Below are 17,761 nucleotides of genomic sequence, written 5' to 3'. Positions count from 1 at the left end.
CATTCTCCGTCATGGCCGGGCTTGTCCCGGCCATCCACGTCGATCAAAGCGTCCGGTGTCCAAGAACGTGGATGCCCGGGACAAGCCCGGGCATGACGATAGAGGAGATGGCGTCGCTTTGGTGTGGCGACCTACGCCGCGCGCACCTTGGCGAGGAAGCCGTCGACTGCGCTGCGCAGCGCGCCGGACTGGCTGTCGAGCTCGCGAGCGTTGGTGAGCACGTCGCTTGCCGCCGTGCCGGTCGCTTCCGCGGCCGAGGTGACGCTGCCGATATTGGCGTTGATCTCGTTCGATCCGGCCGCGACCGACTGAATGTTGCGGGCGATCTCGCGGGTCGCCTCGCCCTGCTGCTCGATCGATGCTGAAATGCCCGCGGTGATCTCGCTCATCTCGGCGATGGTCTGAGTGATGCCGCCGATGGCGGCGACCGCATCGCTGGTCGATGTCTGCATCGCCGCGACCTGGGCGGAGATTTCCTCGGTCGCCTTGGCGGTCTGGTTGGCGAGCGCCTTGACTTCGGAAGCGACGACGGCGAAGCCGCGGCCGGATTCACCGGCGCGCGCCGCTTCGATGGTGGCGTTGAGGGCGAGCAGATTGGTCTGTGCCGCGATCGAGTGGATCAGCTTGACCACCTCGCCGATCTTCTCGGCGCCGGTGGAGAGTTCCTGCACCGTGGCATTGGTACGCTCGGCGTCGTTGACAGCGCGGCTCGCCACTTCGGTCGAGCGGGTGACCTGGCGCGAGATCTCCGCAACCGAGCTCGACAGCTCTTCGGCAGCCGCGGCAACCGTGCCGACATTGCCCGACGCTCTCTGCGAGGCCGCGCCGACCGTCGCCGCACGCGACGAGGCGTCGCCGGCGGTCGCGGTCATCGATTGCGCAGTGGCTTGCATGCCCGTCGCAGCCGAGGAGACCGAGCGGACGATACCATTGACGCTGCGTTCGAAGTCGCTGGCGATGCCCTCCATCACGCTGCGACGTTCCGCCGCTGCGCGATCCTTGGCATCGGCTTCGCTCTTCTCGATGTCGCGGATGCGGACAGCGTTGTCCTTGAAGATCTGGACGGTCGACGCCATTGCGCCGACCTCGTCACCACGGCCGACGCCGGGAATGTCGCCGTCGAGCTTGCCCTCGGCGAGATCCTTCATGCGGGCTCCGAGCAGGGCGAGCGGGCGGCTGATGCTGCGACCGATCAGCCAGGCAACGCTGCCGGCGACGATGACGATACCGAGCATGGCCAAGCCGAGCAGCCAGTAGACCGGACCCATCTTGGCGTCGATATCATCGAGATAGGCGCCGGTGCCGAGATACATGTCGAAGCCGGGGACCGCGACCGCGTAGCCGAGCTTGCGGATCGGCTTCTCCTGGCCGGGCTTCACATATTCATAATACAGCAGGATCGAACCATTGGCCTTGACCCCGTCCATCAACTCGGCAGACAGCTTGCGGCCGTTGGTCACGACATCCATGCGGTTGCTGCCGATCTGCTTCGGATCGGGCGCGAGCTGGGTGATGCCGTCATAGGACGTGCCGAACAAATAGCCCGCACCGTTGTCATACGTCATTGCATTGCCGTAGCGACGAATCTCGGCCATCGCCGCATCCTTCGTCAGCTCGCCGGCGTCGACCCGCTTCTTGAGGGCAGCGGCGTAGTTGCGCCCCATCTCCACGATCGCCTTGGCCTGATCGATGCGCGCGTTCACCATCTCCTGCTTCATCAGGTATCCGGCGAGGATCCCGGAAATGCACAGTCCGAACAAGGTGACGCCGACGAGGATGCCGAGCTTGGGGGCGATCTTCATATTGCTTAATTTCACGGGATGCTCCGGCAACACAGGGATAAGGACGCGCGAGTGAATCGATCGAAATCAAATTAACCTTTAGGGGGTGACCCCTTAGCAAGCTGTTACGGGGCGCCCCGTAGAAGCCCGGAGAAGACGTCGAACCAGTCGTATAAATCGCCTCAATGACAACCGGGAATTGTACGCGACCTCCTCGATTTCGCGTAAAAGACGCAAAGGCCCGCGCAAAGCATGGGTCACAACAAGAAACCAAATCGGGAGCAGGACATGCCGAAATACAGGGTGGTGACGCCGAAGGGCGCGAGCTTCACGGTCGCGAGCAGCGATTATTCCTACGAGCGCGAGGCGCTCGATCCGATCGACGCCGAGATCGTCGAGGCGCCGGCCGACGAGGCCGGGTTCATCGCCGCCGCGAAGACAGCGGACGCCATCTACGCCAAGGGCATCCCGATCACCAAGACCATCATCGACGCGCTGGAGAGCTGCAAGGTCATCACGCTGGGCTCGGTCGGCGTCGACAGCGTCGACATCAAGGCCGCGACCGCGCGCGGCATTCCCGTCACCAACATCCCCGACACCTTCATCGAGGAGGTCGCCGACCATGCCATGATGCTGCTGCTCGCTGGCTTCCGCCGGCTGGTCGAGCAGGACCGGATGGTGCGTAGCGGCCGCTGGGCCGAGGGCCGGCCGGCGTTGTCGAAGATACCGCGGCTGATGGGCCAGACGCTCGGCTTCATCTCGTTCGGCCGCGTGGCGCGTGCGGTTGCGAAACGCGCAGCTCCCTTCGGCCTGCGGATGATGGCCTACGATCCCTTCATCCAGGAAACGCTGATGTCCGACCACGGCGTGATTCCGGTGACGCTGAACGAGGTGTTGTCGCAATCCGACTTCGTCTCGATGCACGCCCCCGCCCGGCCCGAGGTGCATCACATGCTCACCGAGAAGCACTTCCGGCAGATGAAGAAGGGGTCCGTCTTCATCAACACGGGTCGCGGCGCCACCGTGGACGAGGAAAGCCTGATCAAGGCGCTTCAGGAGGGCTGGATCGCCCATGCCGCCCTCGACGTGCTGGAGAAGGAGCCGCCCTCGCACAACAATCCGCTGCTCGGCATGGACAATGTCACCCTGACCGCCCACGTCGCCTCCGCCTCGGCACGGTTTGACGAGGCGCGCAAGCGCCGGGTGGGCTACGAATTGTCACTGGTGCTTCAGGGCATGTGGCCGGTAAGCTGCGTCAATCCGTCGGTGCTGCAAGACACCGCGCTCCGCCGCTGGCAGCCTGTCAGCATGGACCGCGGCCCGAACAGCTAGACGGGACGGCCGCGAAGGCGCGCCGGCAACCGGAAAGACCCTTCACCGGCGATCAACGCCGGGAAGGGAAACATATAGGGAGGAACCGATGAGGAACGACATCACACGTCGTGATGCCTTGGCGCTGGGCCTGTCCGCTGCGGCAATCGCGGCAACCGGTGCTCCGGCAAATGCGCAATCCGCGATCAGGGCGGCGGACGTCCCCACACCGAAACTGCCGATCGAGAAAGGCGCATCCCTGCGCATGCTGCGACCGGTACGTTTCGTCCAGGCCGACGAGGACGTGTTCCGCGCCAATGCGGCCAAATTCACCAAGGCGACCGGGGTCGAGGTCAAGGTCGACTTCGTCGGCTGGGAGGACATCAACCAGCAGACCGCGGTGACCGCGAATTCCGGTGCCGGCCCCGATATTATCATCGGCTTCTCCGATGCGCCGCACATCTATATCGACAAGCTGATCGAGCTGACCGACGTCGCCGACTATGTCGGCAAGCGGTACGGCGGCTGGCTGCCGCTGGCGCAGCGCTACGGCAAGAAGAACAAGAGCGACGCCTGGATCGGACTGCCGTTCGGCGCGACCGCGGGTCCGCTGATCTACCGCAAGTCGATCCTGCGATCGGTCGGCTTCGACAAGGTGCCGGAAGACCATGCCGGAATCCTCGATCTCTGCCAGAAGCTTCAGAAGGCCGGCAAGCCGGCCGGCTTGGCGCTCGGCAACGCCAAGGGCGACGGCAACGGTTTTGCGAACTGGGCGCTGTGGTCGCACAACGCGGCGCTGCTCGACGAAGAGGGGAACGTCGTCATCAACAGCAAGGAGACGATCGCCGCACTGAACTGGGTCAAACAGCTCTATCCGACCTTCATCGCCGGCACGACGTCATGGAACGACGTCAGCAACAACCGCGCCTACGCCGCGCAGGAGATCTCGCTGACCGCCAACGGCGTCTCGCTGTATTTTTCACTGAAGAACGATCCGGCGACCAAGGCGATCGCCGACGACAGCGAACATCAACTGCTGCCGAAGGGTGTCGCCAAGGTCTCGCCGATGGCGGGCCTGACGCTGAACGCCATGCTGTTCAAGCACAGCCAGTACCCCAACGCCGCAAAGGCCTTCCTGCAATACATGCTGGAAAAGGACCAGTACGAGCCGTGGCTCAACGCCAATTCCGGCTACTGGGCCCAGCCGCTCGCGGCTTACGCGGAGGCCAAGGTCTGGAGCGAAGATCCCAAGATCAAGATCTTCAAGGACACCATGAACACCATCTACTATGACGGCTATGCTGGCCCGATCTCGACCGCGACCGGTGCCGTCAGCGCCGACTACGTGCTGATTCAGATGTTCGCATCCGTCGCGACCGGCGCTGCCACGCCGGAAGCCGCAGCCGCGGAAGCCGAGCAGCGCTGCAAGCGGTACTTCCGGCGGCAGAAGTAGCGCTGGCCAAAAGCGCGTCATCGCGAGCGAAGCGAAGCAATCCAGCCTGTCTTCCCAGTTACAGCCTGGATTGCTTCGTCGCCCCAGTGCAAAATTGCTTCGCAATTTTGTTACGGGCTCCTCGCAGTGACGGGCCTGGTGACTTTCAGAGACGGGACAACAAACCGATGTCCGTGACCACACTCTCTTCTCCTGCCCTCGTGCACCGGCAACCCTCCTGGCTGGTGCGCCTGTTCGACTACAAGCCGTTCCTGATCGTGATGTGCCTCGCACCTGCGATCGGGCTGCTCACGGTGTTCCTGACCTATCCGCTCGGCCTCGGCATCTGGCTCGCCTTCACCGACACGACGATCGGCAGAAAAGGCGTCTTCGTCGGCTTCGAGAATTTCCAGTATCTGCTCACCGATTCCCTGTGGTGGAACGCGGTGTTCTACAGCGTGGTCTACACGGGGATCGCGACCTTTGGAAAGTTCGCGCTCGGCTTCTGGCTCGCACTGCTGCTCAACAACCATTTTCCGTTCAAGAGCCTGTTGCGTGCGATCATCCTGATGCCCTGGATCGTGCCGACGGTGCTCTCGGCGCTGGCGTTCTGGTGGATCTACGATCCGCAGTTCTCGATCATCTCCTACCTTCTGGTCGACGTGCTGCACTGGCGCACCACCAATATCGACTTCCTCGGCTCGCCCTGGCCGGCGCGCTTCTCGCTGATCGCCGCCAATATCTGGCGCGGCATTCCCTTCGTCGCGATCTCGCTGCTGGCGGGCCTGCAGACCATTTCGCCCTCGCTCTACGAAGCCGCGATGCTCGATGGCGCCAGCGCCTGGCAGCGGTTCCGCTACATCACCTTCCCGATGATGATGCCGATCCTCGCGATCGTCATGACCTTCTCGATCATCTTCACCTTCACCGATTTCCAGCTGGTCTACGCCATCACCCGGGGCGGCCCCGGCAACTCAACCCATTTGCTGGCAACGCTGGCCTTCCAGCGCGGCATTGCGGGCGGCGAGCTCGGCGAGGGCGCGGCGATTGCGGTGTCGATGATCCCGTTCCTCGTGTTCGCAACGCTGTTCTCTTATTTCGGCCTGGCGCGCCGCAAATGGCAGCAGGGAGAGAGCAATGACTGATACCGCCGCCGAGCCGGCCGCCGTCGCCACCACGCCGCCGGACACCATGGCCTGGGATTCCGGGCTGCGGCGGCTGATGATGATCTATCTGCCGCTCGGCTGCTTCGTGCTGATCCTCCTATTTCCGTTCTACTGGATGACGATCACGTCTTTCAAGCCGAACGCAGAGCTGATGAACTACCGGGAGCACAACCCTTTCTGGATCTCCTCGCCGACGCTGGCCCACATCAAGCACCTGTTGTTCGACACCGCCTATCCGCGCTGGCTGTGGACGACGATGCTGGTCGCGGTCGGGGCGACTACGCTGTCGCTGATCGCGAGCACGCTGGCCGCCTATGCGATCGAGCGCCTGCGCTTCCGCGGCAGTCCCTATGTCGGCCTCGGCATTTACATGGCCTATCTCGTGCCGCCGTCGATCCTGTTCATTCCGCTCGCGACCGTGGTCGTGCAGTTCGGCCTGTTCGACAGCCCGCTTGCGTTGATCCTGGTCTACCCGACCTTCCTGGTGCCGTTCTGCACCTGGCTCCTGATCGGCTATTTCAAGTCGATCCCCTACGAGCTCGAGGAATGCGCGCTGGTGGACGGTGCCACCAGGCTCCAGATCCTGCGGCGGATCACGCTGCCGCTGGCGGTGCCCGGCCTGATCTCGGCCGGCATCTTCTCCTTCACGCTGTCCTGGAACGAGTTCATCTACGCGCTCGCCTTTATCCAGAGCGGCGCCAACAAGACGGTGCCGGTCGCGATCCTGACCGAGCTCGTCACCGGCGACGTCTATCAGTGGGGCGCGCTGATGGCGGGCTCGCTGCTCGGCTCGCTGCCGGTTGCGATCTTCTACTCGCTGTTCGTCGATTACTACGTGTCGTCGCTGACGGGCGCGGTCAAGGAGTAGCTGTCGGCTGCGGCGTTTGGCCCGGTTTCACAAAACTGCAATGCGCGGTCCGCATAAGACGGCCTCCGTTAACAGGAGACGCACATGCGCGCGACTTTGCTTAGTACCGTCGCAACGATCATTCTGACCGCGAGCTCCGCGCTGGCGCAGAGCGAAGGCGAATTCCCCGCCAAGCTCGCCGGCCACGTCGTGATGCCGGCCGCCACGTTCATCGACGCGCCGGCTGATGCTCCCGCCGATCTCAAGACATCCGGTAAATACACCACCGGGAAGCGGGTCGACGCGCTCGGCACGGTGATGGGCAAGTCCTATGAGCGGGCCACCGGCGTGTCGCTGCCGTTCAAGGGCCAGCCGCTGCAGGGCCATTCCGGTATCAAGTCGATGGGGGACGGCACTTTCTGGGTCATCACCGACAACGGCATGGGCGCGCGCGCCAATTCGCCAGATTCGATGCTGTACCTCAACCGCTACAGGATGGATTGGGCCGGCGGCAAGATCGAGCGGCTGGAGACCGTGTTCCTGCACGATCCCGACAGACGCGTGCCGTTCCGCATCGTGCATGAAGACACCGAGAGGCGTTACCTCACCGGCTCCGACTTCGACACCGAAGGTTTCCAGATTATCGGCGACACCTTCTGGATCGGCGACGAGTTCGGCCCCTACATCCTGAAGGCCGACAAGACCGGCAAGATTCTGGCCGTATTCGAGACGGTCGCCGACGGTAAGCCCGTGCGATCGCCGGATCATTGGGCGGTGGCGACCCCGGGCGCGCCGGGTGCGACCTACACCAACGTCAACCTCCGACGCTCCAAGGGTTACGAGGGCTTCGCCGCCTCGAAAGGCGGCAAGTTTCTCTACGGCCTGCTCGAGGGGCCGCTCTGGGATGCCGAGAAAAAGGACTGGGAGAAGGTCGACGGCAAGGAAGCCTCGCGCATCCTCGAATTCGACGTCGCCGCGGAAAAATTCACCGGCCGCTACTGGCAGTATGTGTTCGAGCAGAACGGCAATGCCATCGGCGACTTCAACATGATCGACCCGAGCGCCGGCCTGATCATCGAGCGCGACAACGGCGAAGGCACGCCCGAAAAGGCCTGCCCGCAAGGCACCCGCGGCGAGAACTGCTTCCCCGACGTGGCCAAGTTCAAGCGCGTCTACAAGATCGAGCTCACCGACGCCAATGTCGGCAAGCCCGTGCGCAAGATCGGCTACATCGACCTCCTGAAGATCAGGGATCCCGACAAGAAGGCGAAGAAGCCGCTCAATGACGGCGTCTACACGTTCCCGTTCTTCACCATCGAGAACGTCGATCGTGTCGACGAAACCCACATCATCGTCGGCAATGACAACAATCTGCCGTTCTCGTCCAGCCGCGATCCCAACAAGGCCGACGACGACGAGTTCATGCTGCTCGATGTCGCGGACTTCCTGAAGGCGAAGTAAGCCAGCGCTCTCTCAACGCGGGTCATCGCCCGGCTCGACCGGGCGATCCAGTACGCCGCGGCGCCAGCGATCAAATCGTGAGGCCGCGGCGTACTAGATGCCCCGCCCTCGTGCGTAACTGCGCACTAGGCGGGACATGACGGACAGTGAGCGAGCACGAGGTAAAGACAACTCGCACCTCGGCGCCGCACATCAACCCGCCGGCACGATCACCATGCTCTTGTCCTTCGGCCAGCGAATGCGCCAGACGAAGTTGATGTCCTTGACCTCGCCGGGCTTGGCGTCGAACGACCATTCCAGCACGCCGCGCCGGTCGCGAATATTGCTTGCGGTCGGCGGCGTGGTCGCAGGCAGCATCTCGACGAGGATGTCCTCGTTCTCGCTGACCGGCAATTGATCCTCAATCGCGACCTTGATCGGGAAGTCGTGACCATTGCGGATCGTCGTCTTGAACGATCGCTCGTCGGTCTTCGACGTCGTGACCAGGAGACCGGCCGAACCTTCGTTGCGCTTGAGCACCGCGCGCTCGATCCTGACCTTGTCGTCGGCGCCGAAGCCGAGCCGCACGATATCGTCCTTGGCCGAAGCCGAGAGTTTGCCGCGGCCGACGAAAGTCCCGTCGCGATAGATTGCGACCTTGCCCGGCAACAGGCTCGTGTCGTCGGTCTGCTTGAAGCTCGCTTCGAGGAAGGCGGTGGGGTCCATCACCGGTGCCGCGCGCACCATGAGATCGGCGGGCACGGTCATCGAGGCGATGCGCAGGCTCTTGGCGCCCTCGGCGGCCCCGAGGCTGACGCGGCCGGGAATTTTGTAGGTGGCCTGGAAGTCACCGATCTCGGCGACCGCCTGCTGCTCTTCGGCGCGTTCGCGGATATCGTCCGCCGCCTTGGCCGCGGAAGTTTCCATCTTGCGCTGCTGCATGGGCGCCGCCGCAGGCATTGCCGAATCCGAAACTGAGCCCAGCGCCCGCGGCTTCGGCACTTGCGGATACTGCGCGACCAGCGAATTCAGCTCCGGCGCGCTGCCGCCGCGGCCGATGCGGACCGTGGAGACGCCGAGCGCGACGTTCGACCAGTCCTCGCCGGTCGCCTGCGTGACCTCGGCGCGGCGGACAAGCTCGAGCTGCGGTTTGCGGTCCTTCGCGCCGGTATCGAGCCGGGCGTCGTAGAGCGGCAGCCAGCGCGCATTACGCACATTGTAGGTGACCCGCAACGTCGCCTTGGTTGCTGCCGGCGCCGCGATGTCCATGCGGACTTCGAGCTTGCTCGGCGGCTTGGCCTTGCGCTCGACTTCGAGCTGGGCGATCTGCCGATCGATCTCGCGCATCTTGCGCGTGGCGTCGCGAACGGCGGTATCGGCGCTCGCAATTTCGTCGCCAACGGCGGCAAAGGCCGTGCGCCATTCGGCAATCGGCCGCGCCTCGCCCTTGTCGCCGATGCCCGCGGGAGAGGCTTCCGCAAAGTGCTCCGCGAATTTGCGCCGCGCAATGGCCGAGTCGATCGCGCCTTGCAGGTCGGCGCGCTGGTCGTTCAGCGCCTCGATGCGCTTGTCCAGCTCCGGCAGATTGACCGGCGCCGCACGCGGCGTTCGCGCATCGATCGTACCGATGGTGAGCTTCGCTCCCCCCTCACCCTCCACCCGGATCGAGGAGGTGTCGAGACCAAGCGGGAAGTCCTTGGCAATGAGCGTCGAGTCACCAGACGGCAGGTCCACCGCGATGACGCGGGTGACGGTCGCGCCATCGGGGTAAACCGTAACGGTATCGATCGCCGATGTGGCGTCCAATTCGGCGGCCCATGACCACGACGCGAATGCCGTGGTCACCAGAACCAGGCTCGTCGTTGCCAAACATTTTGCGGTGATGCGCATCAAGTCCCTCCTCCAAGTCATCGCCGCCGCCAGCCGGACGCGCGATCCAATGCCTCGCCAACACGGTTGGACGCGGCAGGGGAGGAACTGGTTCGATTGGGGTTTCCGTGGGGCGCCGCCGCGGCGGCAGCAAGGCCCGCGACGGAGCGCTTAATCCTGAGGGGTAGAACCCTGCGCGAAGATGCGGCGAAGCAGGTCCGTCACGTTCTTCGCACCGGCCTTCCTCAGAATGCCGGCGCGGTAGCCCTCGACCGTGCGCGCGCTCAGATGCATGCGCCGGGCGATCTCCTTGTTGGTCAGGCCCGCGGCGAGATGCTCGAGCACGTCGCCTTCGCGCGCGGACAGGGGTTCGCAGCCGGGCAACCACCGCTGCCGGTTGGAGCCCGGCTGCGCGAACTCGTCGATGGCGGCATCGATCCGGTCGACGATGTCGCGGGTGCGGAACGGCTTCTCGATGAAGTCGGCCGCGCCGCTCCTGATGGCATCCACCGCCATGGCGATGCTGCCGTTTGTCGCGGTCACCAGCACCGGCGCCATGCAGTTTTCCTCGCGCAGGCGCTTGAGCACGTCGAGACCGGAGCGATCGGGCGGCATCTCCAGCAGCACGCAGGCCGGCATCCGCGCCTTGGCCTCCGAGAGCAGAGACGCGCCGTCGGCGAAGCAGATCACGTTGTATGCGCTTTGTTGAAGCGCGGTGGAAAGTTGTTCGCGGGAGGCGGCATCGGTGTCGATGACGAATACCTCACCCTTGGAAAGCATGTCCCCCGGCATAATTCCGATCCAGCAATGTCTTGGGTCAAATGGTCCGAGACGGCAGCGGGGCCTCGTCGCGCCGCGCCGTCATATGCACGGCATTCACGCCCGTGCTTCGGTTTTACTTATGTATGTTCCACCCATTTCCCGGATTTGACGGATCGGGACAGAAACTTTACATTTCGGGACATCTGCGGGATGTCCGGCAGGAACGGGTCGCATGACCGACCTCATTCGCAGCGCGGGCTTGAGCTATTACCCGGAGGTCGCCCGGTCGGTCGGGCTCGACCCCAAACACATGATGCGCAAGATCAGGCTGCCGCTGGCCTGCCTCGACAAGCCCGACACGCCCATTGCCGTCACCGGTCTCCGCCGTCTGCTCGAATTGTCGGCCGAGGCGTCCGGCGCCGAAGATTTCGGGTTGCGGCTTGCTGAACGCGGCGGGCTGACCAATTTCGGCGCGGTCGGCCTGATCGTGCGCGAACAGGCGACCGTTGGTGAAGCCATCGAAGCCTTCTCGCGCTTCATCCCGATCCATCACGACGGCATGAAGCTGGACGTCACCCGCAACAAGCAGACCGTGACCGTCACGCTGCACCTGCGTGGCCGGCAGCCGGCCGCGCCGCGCCAGTCGATCGACATGGCGCTCGGCAGCGTCCACCGCATCATCCAGTCGCTGTTCGGCAGCGATTGGCGGCCGCAGGAAGTGCACCTGCATTACCCACCGCCGCTCGACCGCAAACGCTACCGCGAGTTCTACGGCTGCCGTGTGACCTTCAATGCGGAGGCCGATTCGATCCTGTTGTCGGCACACGACATGGAGCGCCGGATCCCGAGCGCGCATCCGCTGATCGCGAGCTATCTGCGCAAGCGGATCGAGGCGATCGAGACGCGGCCGGCAAGCTGGGAGGAGAAGGTCGACGAGGTCGTGCGTCTCCTGCTCGCCGGCGGCGACTGCACGGTCGAGCGCGTCGCCGAACACCTCGCCTGCACCCGGCGCACCATCCACCGCCACCTCGCCGAAGCCGGCACCAGCTTCTCGGCCATTCTCGACGCGCAGCGCGCCGATCTCGTGGTCCAGCTCATCGACGACCCCGGCCGGCCGCTGGCCGACATCGCCGTGCAGCTCGGCTTCTCCGCACAGAGCGCCATGGCCCGCTGGTTTCGCGGCCATTTCGGCTGCACCATCACCGCATGGCGCAAAGGCGCCCGGCCATTGGCGGCAACCGCGGCTTGATTTTCAAGACCGATCACATCACCCGCGCAAACATGCGAAAGCCCGGCGCACCGATGATCGCCTCGAAGGCAGGATCGCGCTTCTCCTCGGCAAGGACAAAGCCGGCCTTGGTATAAGCGCGCTCGGCGGGCTCGTTGCCGATCAGGAACGATATTGTCGCCCGTGCACATCCAGCCGCTCGCCCCTTCTCCAGCGCATGCGCGATCAGTGACTGCACCAGGCCGCGGCCGCGATAGGCGGGATCGGTCGCGACATGCTCGATCATCCAATCGCCCTCGCCGCCCTGAACCCAGCAGGCGCGCGTGTAGCCGCCACGTTGACGAATGGCCTCTAGCTCTCCCGCGGCGAGTCCGGACGTGGCTGCGACTTCCTCGACCGCAGGCCAAGCCGCTGGTCCCGTGCCGGCCGCCGGTAGCGCACACAAGGCGGCAGCAGGCTTACCATCGATCTCGGCGACCAGAAATTGCGAGACGTGCCACATCGACACCGCGCGGGCGGCTGCGACGCGCGCGATGAATTCGCGGCACTGTGTTTCAGGCCAACCGAGCGCAACGTCGAACCAGCCGCGCGGCCGGTAGCCGCGCTGCGATGACAGGATGGTTTGTGCGATGAAATCGGCGTCTTCGGGACGCGCAGACCGTATCGTCATGCGCGCCCCCTTCGCGAAAACCTTACGTGTTCTTCAGCGCGACGCGGAATTCGGCGTCGGTCTTGGCCTTGACCTCGTCGAGCGAGACGCCGTCGGCGAGCTCGATCAGCGCCATGCCGCCGCTGCCGTGCTTGTCGATGGTGAAGACGGCCAGGTCAGTCACGACCATGTCGACTACGCGCTCGCCGGTCAGCGGCAAATTGCACTGCTTCAGGAGCTTTGGACCGTCCTTGGCCGAATGCTCCATCACCACGACCACGCGCTTGACGCCGGCGACGAGATCCATCGCGCCGCCCATGCCCTTGACCATCTTGCCGGGGATCATCCAGTTGGCGAGATCGCCGTTCTGGGCCACCTGCATGGCGCCGAGGATCGACAGATCCATGTGGCCGCCACGGATCATGCCGAAGGAATCCGCGCTCGAGAAATACGAGGTCGACGGCAGTTCGCTCACGGTCTGCTTGCCGGCGTTGATGAGATCGGCGTCCTCTTCGCCCTCGTACGGGAACGGGCCCATGCCGAGCATGCCGTTCTCGCTCTGAAGGCTGACGTCCATGCCGTCCGGGATGTAGTTCGAGACCAGCGTCGGGATGCCGATGCCGAGATTGACGTAATAGCCGTCACGCAGTTCCTTCGCGGCGCGCGCAGCCATCTGTTCACGGGTCCAGGCCATCTTAGTCTCCTGATCTCAAGCTGCCGTGCGCGGGCGGGTGTTGCGGAATTCGATGCGCTTCTTGGCCGTTCCGACCTCGACGATGCGCTTGACGAAAAGACCGGGCGTGTGGATGTGGTCGGGATTGAGTTCGCCGGCCGGAACCAGATGCTCGACCTCGGCCACCGTGACCTTGGCGGCGGTCGCCATCATCGGGTTAAAGTTGCGCGCGGTCTTGCGATAGATGAGATTACCTGCGGTGTCGCCCTTCCAGGCATGGACGATGGCGAGGTCGGCGAACAGGCCGCGCTCCATCAGGTATTTCTGTCCGTCGAATTCCTTCACTTCCTTGCCTTCGGCGATCAGCGTGCCGACGCCGGTCTTGGTGTAGAAGGCCGGAATGCCGGCGCCGCCCGCGCGGATGCGCTCGGCCAGCGTGCCCTGCGGATTGAATTCGAGTTCCAGCTCGCCGGCGAGGAATTGCTGGGCGAACAGCTTGTTCTCCCCGACATAGGACGAGATCATCTTCTTGATCTGGCGGGTTTCGAGCAGGCGGCTGAGGCCAATGCCGTCGACGCCGGCATTGTTTGAGACCACCGTCAGGTCCTTGACGCCGGAGTCGCGGATCGCGTCCGACAGCGTCTCGGCGATGCCGCAGAGGCCGAAGCCGCCCGACATGATCATCATGCCGTCTTTCAGAACGCCCTCGAGAGCCGACTTGGCGTCGGGATAGACCTTGTTCATGCAAATTACCTTCGAGTGAACCTTCGGCTTGCAGGCGTCGCGCCTTAGTGGCGGCGATTATTAGGCGAAATCGTCCGAAGCCGTCAATGATACGGGGTTCTCCGCTCCGCCCCTGGGTGATAGAAGCTGCCCAAGCCGTGGGCGCAACCGTTCCCGCGGCCTTGAAAGCGACAAGAAAACCCATCAAGTTGGGGCACTTAACACAATAGGCCTTGGGCGTGGGGCGCGCAGGTTTCCCGGCCCGCCTTCTGGCTCCAGCGACCAACTCGATCAGGACATGCCATTGACCATGGCCCAAGGAATGAAGCGCCTCGGGACGCCGATCGCGGCGCTGCTCGGCGTGGCGCTGATCGCCCTGATCGCGACCTCATGGCTCATCAACCGCGACGCACTGCGCAAGGCCGTGGAAACGCAGATCCGCGACGTCACCGGACTCGAGGTCAACGTCGCAGGCGCGATCGACATTTCGGTGCTGCCGGCAAGCTACATCTCCTTCCATGACGTCGGGCTGAAGGGCGGCGGCACCAGCGATCCCGCGCTCCATGTCGACGTTCTCACCGCGAACCTGCGGCTGCTGCCGCTGCTGCTGCAACGGTTCGAGATCGCCGACCTGACGCTGCTGCGGCCGCGCATCCATGTCAGCCTGAAGCCGGACGGTGAAAGCAACTGGACACCGTTCATCCAGACCATCGCGCGCACCATGAAGCCTGGCGCCGAGAATCAAGTGTCGTTCTCCGAGATCCGGATCCAGGACGGCGTGCTCAATTACGAGGACGCCGCCACGCACGGCACCGAGAAGCTCGAGGACATCGACCTGTCGCTGGCCTGGCCCTCGATCTCGCGCTCCTTCGCTGCGACCGGACAATTCGACTGGCGGGGCGAACGGGTCGACGGCTCGATCAGCTTTTCCGATTTCGTCGCCGCCCTCTCCGGCGAGCGCTCGGGGTTGAAGGCGCGGATCGCGAGCGCACCGCTCAAGCTCGCCTTCGACGGCAGCGTCGCCAATCGCACCAGCCCGATGATGGAGGGTACGCTCACCATCGACAGCCCGTCCTTGCGCAACGCGCTGCGCTGGACCGGCCAGCCGCAGCCCGCCAGCGGCGGCTTCGGCCGTTTCGCGCTGAAGGCGCGGGCCAATGTCGTCGGCGCGTCGATCGCGCTCACCAACGTCAATGTCGAGCTCGACGGCAACACCGCCGAGGGCGTGATGACCTACGCCAATAACGGCCGGCAGACGCTGCAGGCGACGCTCGCAGCCGACGCGCTCGACTTCACCCCCTATATCTCGACTTTCCGCCTGCTCGCGAGCGGCGCGCGCGACTGGAACAGGCAGCTGTTCGATCTCAACGCCTTGTCGACCACCGACCTCGACATGCGCCTGTCGGCCGCCAAGCTGACGGTCGGGACGTCGAAACTCGGCCGCACCGCGATCGGCGCGAATCTCCGCAACGGCACGCTGGCGCTCTCGGTCGGCGAGGCCCAGGTCTATGGCGGCATCGCCAAGGGCTCGTTCGGCATCGCGCGCTCCGACACCGTCGCCGACATCAAGGCGCAATTCCAGTTCACCGACGTCGACCTTCAGGCCTGCGCCTCCGAGCTGTTCGGCATCAACAAGCTGTCCGGGCGCGGCAACATCAACGTCTCGCTCCTCGCGTCCGGCTCGAGCCCGTTCGGCCTCGTGCAGTCGCTCGACGGCAGCGCCACAGTGACCGGGCATGACGGCGCGATCGCGGGCTTCAATGCCGAGCAGCTCCTGAAGCGGCTCGAGCGGCGGCCGCTGTCCGGCGGCGGCAATTTCCGCAACGGCTCTACCCCTTACGACAATCTCACCATCGCGGTGAAGTTCTCCGACGGCGTCGCCACCGCCGAGGACATCCGCGTCGAAGGACCGGCGGCGAAGATCACCATGACCGGTACCGCCTCGGTGCCGACGCGCGAATACGACATGAAGGGCGTGGCCAGCCTCAACAGCGCGTCGGGGTTCGAATTGCCCTTCGTGGTGCAGGGCCCCTGGGACGACCCCCTCGTCTTCCCCGATCCGGAAAGCCTGATCCGCCGTTCGCCGGCCTCTGCGCCCCTGCTCGACATGCTGAAAGACCGCAAGCCGGGCGACGCGGTGCGCTCCGCGATTGAGCGCATCACCGGCACCGGAAAACGTCCCGCACCGGCCGAAGCGCCGACGGCGGAGAACGCCAAGGAAGGCGCGAAGTCCAATTAAGGACGGCGATCAAGCGGCGCCAGCAGATCGGCGCGAATTGATCAGGGCGAATTGATGCGGCGATTGGATCGATGCGCACATTAAGCATCTCCTCTCGCCCGACACCCCACGACCTATGTCTGACAAGAAGCCGCTAGATCGGATAGCGGCCATGCGCTAGTGTTTTATACGACCGGTTAAAAACACCGGCCGTTTGAGGGAGAAAAACGTGAAATCCAAGGTTATTGGCGCAGTATCACTGGCGGTCGCTGCGGCCGGGCTGTTTGCAGCCGCTGCACCCGCATTTGCGCAGCAGAAGACGATTACGGTCTGGTGGGGCAAGGGCTTCTACCGCTCCGAAGACGACGCGCTGCTCGAGACGATCAAGAAGTTCGAAGCCAAGACCGGCATCAAGGTCGAATTGTCGCAGTACGCGATCCAGGACATGATTCCGAAGACGGTCGCCGCACTCGATTCAGGCACCGTGCCCGATGTTGCCTATTCCGACACCTACGACGTGCAGGTCCAGGGCAAGTGGGCCTACGAAGGCAGGCTCGAGGACCTCTCAGACATCATGGAGCCGATCAAGGATCGGTTCGTGCAGAACACGCTGGATGCGTCGATCCTCTATAACGACGTCACCAAGAAGAAGGCCTATTACGGCTTCCCGCTGAAGCAGCAGAGCATGCATGTCGAGATCTGGAACGACATGCTTGAGAAGGCCGGCTTCAAGCTCGCCGACATCCCGACCGACTGGGAAGGCTACTGGACATTCTGGTGCGACAAGGTGCAACCGGGGATCCGCAAGGCGACCGGCCAGCGCGTCTACGGCGTCGGCCAGCCGATGGGCGTGGAATCCACCGACGCTTTCCAGTCGTTCTACACCTTCATGGATGCCTATCACGTCAAGCTGGTCGACGACGACGGCAAGCTCACGGTCGACGATCCCAAGGTCCGCGAGAACCTGATCAAGGCGATGAAGGACTACACCGACACCTACATCAAGGGCTGCACCCCGCCGTCCTCGACGACCTGGAAGGATCCCGACAACAACGTCGCGTTCCACAACAAGACCATCGTGATGACCCACAACTTCACGATCTCGATCGCGGCGAAATGGTTCGAGGACTCCCAGAACCAGACGCTCACGCCCGAGCAGCGCGAAGCCGGCAAGAAGGCCTATGGCGAGGATATCATCACCGCGTCCTTCCCGAAGGCTCCGGACGGTTCGACGATCCGCTACCGCTCGGACGTCAAGACCGGGCTGGTCTTCTCCGTGGCCAAGAACAAGGCCGAGGCCAAGCAGTTCATCGCCTTCCTGCTCCAGGAGGAGAACGTCCGGCCCTATATCGAGGGTGCGCTCGGCCGCTGGTTCCCGGTGACGAAGGAAAGCCAAGAGAGCCCGTTCTGGCAGGCTGACCGGCATCGCAAGGCGGTCTACTCGCAGTTCAAGGGCGGCACCGCCGCGTTCGACTTCACCAAGAACTGGAAGTTCACCATCCTGAACAACGAGAACGTCTGGGCCAAGGCGATGAACCGCGTGGTCAGCGAGAAGGTGCCGGTGGACAAGGCGGTCGACGAGCTGATCGCCCGCATCAAGGCGGTCGCGGGCTGATCTCGGACTGCAATAAGGTATATGCTAATACCGGTCGCGGCTCTCCG

14 protein-coding genes are annotated in these 17,761 nt (G+C 64.1%); 8 read left to right on the top strand and 6 right to left on the bottom strand.

Going from position 1 to position 17,761, the window contains the following annotated elements:
* Positions 1 to 131 precede the first annotated feature (131 nt).
* Positions 132 to 1,817 carry a methyl-accepting chemotaxis protein gene (locus tag AC0L3B_RS16980; RefSeq protein ID WP_026232608.1) on the bottom strand — a complete coding sequence of 562 codons (1,686 nt, stop codon included), beginning with the start codon at positions 1,815 to 1,817 and terminating at the stop codon, positions 132 to 134.
* A gap of 252 nt (positions 1,818 to 2,069) precedes the next feature.
* Between AC0L3B_RS16980 and AC0L3B_RS16975 the strand changes: the two genes are divergently transcribed.
* The 5 genes from AC0L3B_RS16975 (at position 2,070) to AC0L3B_RS16955 (ending at position 7,998) form a co-directional block, all read left to right on the top strand.
* On the top strand, positions 2,070 to 3,113 hold the full coding sequence (locus AC0L3B_RS16975; RefSeq protein WP_473380757.1) for a C-terminal binding protein: 1,044 nt from the start codon (positions 2,070 to 2,072) through the stop codon (positions 3,111 to 3,113).
* Between the two features lie 88 nt (positions 3,114 to 3,201).
* Positions 3,202 to 4,545 carry an ABC transporter substrate-binding protein gene (locus AC0L3B_RS16970; protein ID WP_473380756.1) on the top strand — a complete coding sequence of 448 codons (1,344 nt, stop codon included), beginning with the start codon at positions 3,202 to 3,204 and terminating at the stop codon, positions 4,543 to 4,545.
* 167 nt (positions 4,546 to 4,712) lie between these two features.
* Positions 4,713 to 5,669 (top strand): carbohydrate ABC transporter permease, encoded by a 957-nt coding sequence (locus AC0L3B_RS16965; protein ID WP_018453845.1) that lies wholly within the window; start codon positions 4,713 to 4,715, stop codon positions 5,667 to 5,669.
* Positions 5,662 to 6,558, top strand: coding sequence for a carbohydrate ABC transporter permease (locus AC0L3B_RS16960; protein WP_247475613.1), 897 nt, complete (start codon positions 5,662 to 5,664; stop codon positions 6,556 to 6,558). Before AC0L3B_RS16965 ends, AC0L3B_RS16960 begins: the two co-directional genes overlap by 8 nt.
* Positions 6,559 to 6,642: 84 nt before the next feature.
* Positions 6,643 to 7,998: an esterase-like activity of phytase family protein gene (locus tag AC0L3B_RS16955; RefSeq protein ID WP_247294061.1), complete on the top strand. Its 1,356-nt coding sequence runs from the start codon at positions 6,643 to 6,645 to the stop codon at positions 7,996 to 7,998.
* Positions 7,999 to 8,190: 192 nt separating this feature from the next.
* Here AC0L3B_RS16955 and AC0L3B_RS16950 read toward each other — a convergent pair whose 3' ends face one another.
* Positions 8,191 to 9,867 carry a mucoidy inhibitor MuiA family protein gene (locus AC0L3B_RS16950; protein WP_018453842.1) on the bottom strand — a complete coding sequence of 559 codons (1,677 nt, stop codon included), beginning with the start codon at positions 9,865 to 9,867 and terminating at the stop codon, positions 8,191 to 8,193.
* A gap of 150 nt (positions 9,868 to 10,017) precedes the next feature.
* Positions 10,018 to 10,638 carry a response regulator transcription factor gene (locus AC0L3B_RS16945; RefSeq protein WP_473380755.1) on the bottom strand — a complete coding sequence of 207 codons (621 nt, stop codon included), beginning with the start codon at positions 10,636 to 10,638 and terminating at the stop codon, positions 10,018 to 10,020.
* Positions 10,639 to 10,840: 202 nt separating this feature from the next.
* On the opposite strand from AC0L3B_RS16945, the gene AC0L3B_RS16940 reads away from it, so the two are divergent.
* Complete coding sequence (locus tag AC0L3B_RS16940; protein ID WP_473380754.1) at positions 10,841 to 11,857, top strand: AraC family transcriptional regulator; 1,017 nt, start codon at positions 10,841 to 10,843, stop codon at positions 11,855 to 11,857.
* A gap of 13 nt (positions 11,858 to 11,870) precedes the next feature.
* Here the strand turns inward: AC0L3B_RS16940 and AC0L3B_RS16935 are convergent, their stop codons facing one another.
* The 3 genes from AC0L3B_RS16935 to AC0L3B_RS16925 are packed head-to-tail and all read right to left on the bottom strand — an operon-like array spanning position 11,871 to position 13,902.
* Positions 11,871 to 12,506 carry a GNAT family N-acetyltransferase gene (locus tag AC0L3B_RS16935; RefSeq protein ID WP_473380753.1) on the bottom strand — a complete coding sequence of 212 codons (636 nt, stop codon included), beginning with the start codon at positions 12,504 to 12,506 and terminating at the stop codon, positions 11,871 to 11,873.
* A 22-nt stretch (positions 12,507 to 12,528) separates the two neighbouring features.
* Positions 12,529 to 13,179, bottom strand: coding sequence for a CoA transferase subunit B (locus AC0L3B_RS16930; RefSeq protein ID WP_456653453.1), 651 nt, complete (start codon positions 13,177 to 13,179; stop codon positions 12,529 to 12,531).
* A gap of 15 nt (positions 13,180 to 13,194) precedes the next feature.
* Complete coding sequence (locus AC0L3B_RS16925) at positions 13,195 to 13,902, bottom strand: CoA transferase subunit A (RefSeq protein WP_085349162.1); 708 nt, start codon at positions 13,900 to 13,902, stop codon at positions 13,195 to 13,197.
* A gap of 289 nt (positions 13,903 to 14,191) precedes the next feature.
* Here AC0L3B_RS16925 and AC0L3B_RS16920 point away from each other — a divergent pair, with 289 nt between their 5' ends.
* Both AC0L3B_RS16920 and AC0L3B_RS16915 read left to right on the top strand, forming a co-directional pair.
* Positions 14,192 to 16,120 (top strand): AsmA family protein, encoded by a 1,929-nt coding sequence (locus tag AC0L3B_RS16920; RefSeq protein ID WP_162496341.1) that lies wholly within the window; start codon positions 14,192 to 14,194, stop codon positions 16,118 to 16,120.
* Positions 16,121 to 16,328: 208 nt separating this feature from the next.
* On the top strand, positions 16,329 to 17,714 hold the full coding sequence (locus AC0L3B_RS16915; protein ID WP_018453835.1) for an ABC transporter substrate-binding protein: 1,386 nt from the start codon (positions 16,329 to 16,331) through the stop codon (positions 17,712 to 17,714).
* The last annotated feature ends 47 nt before the right edge of the window (positions 17,715 to 17,761 follow it).

The sequence above is a fragment of the Bradyrhizobium sp. Kon56 genome (assembly GCF_055807635.1).
This window is presented reverse-complemented; position numbering and strand designations above follow the sequence as displayed.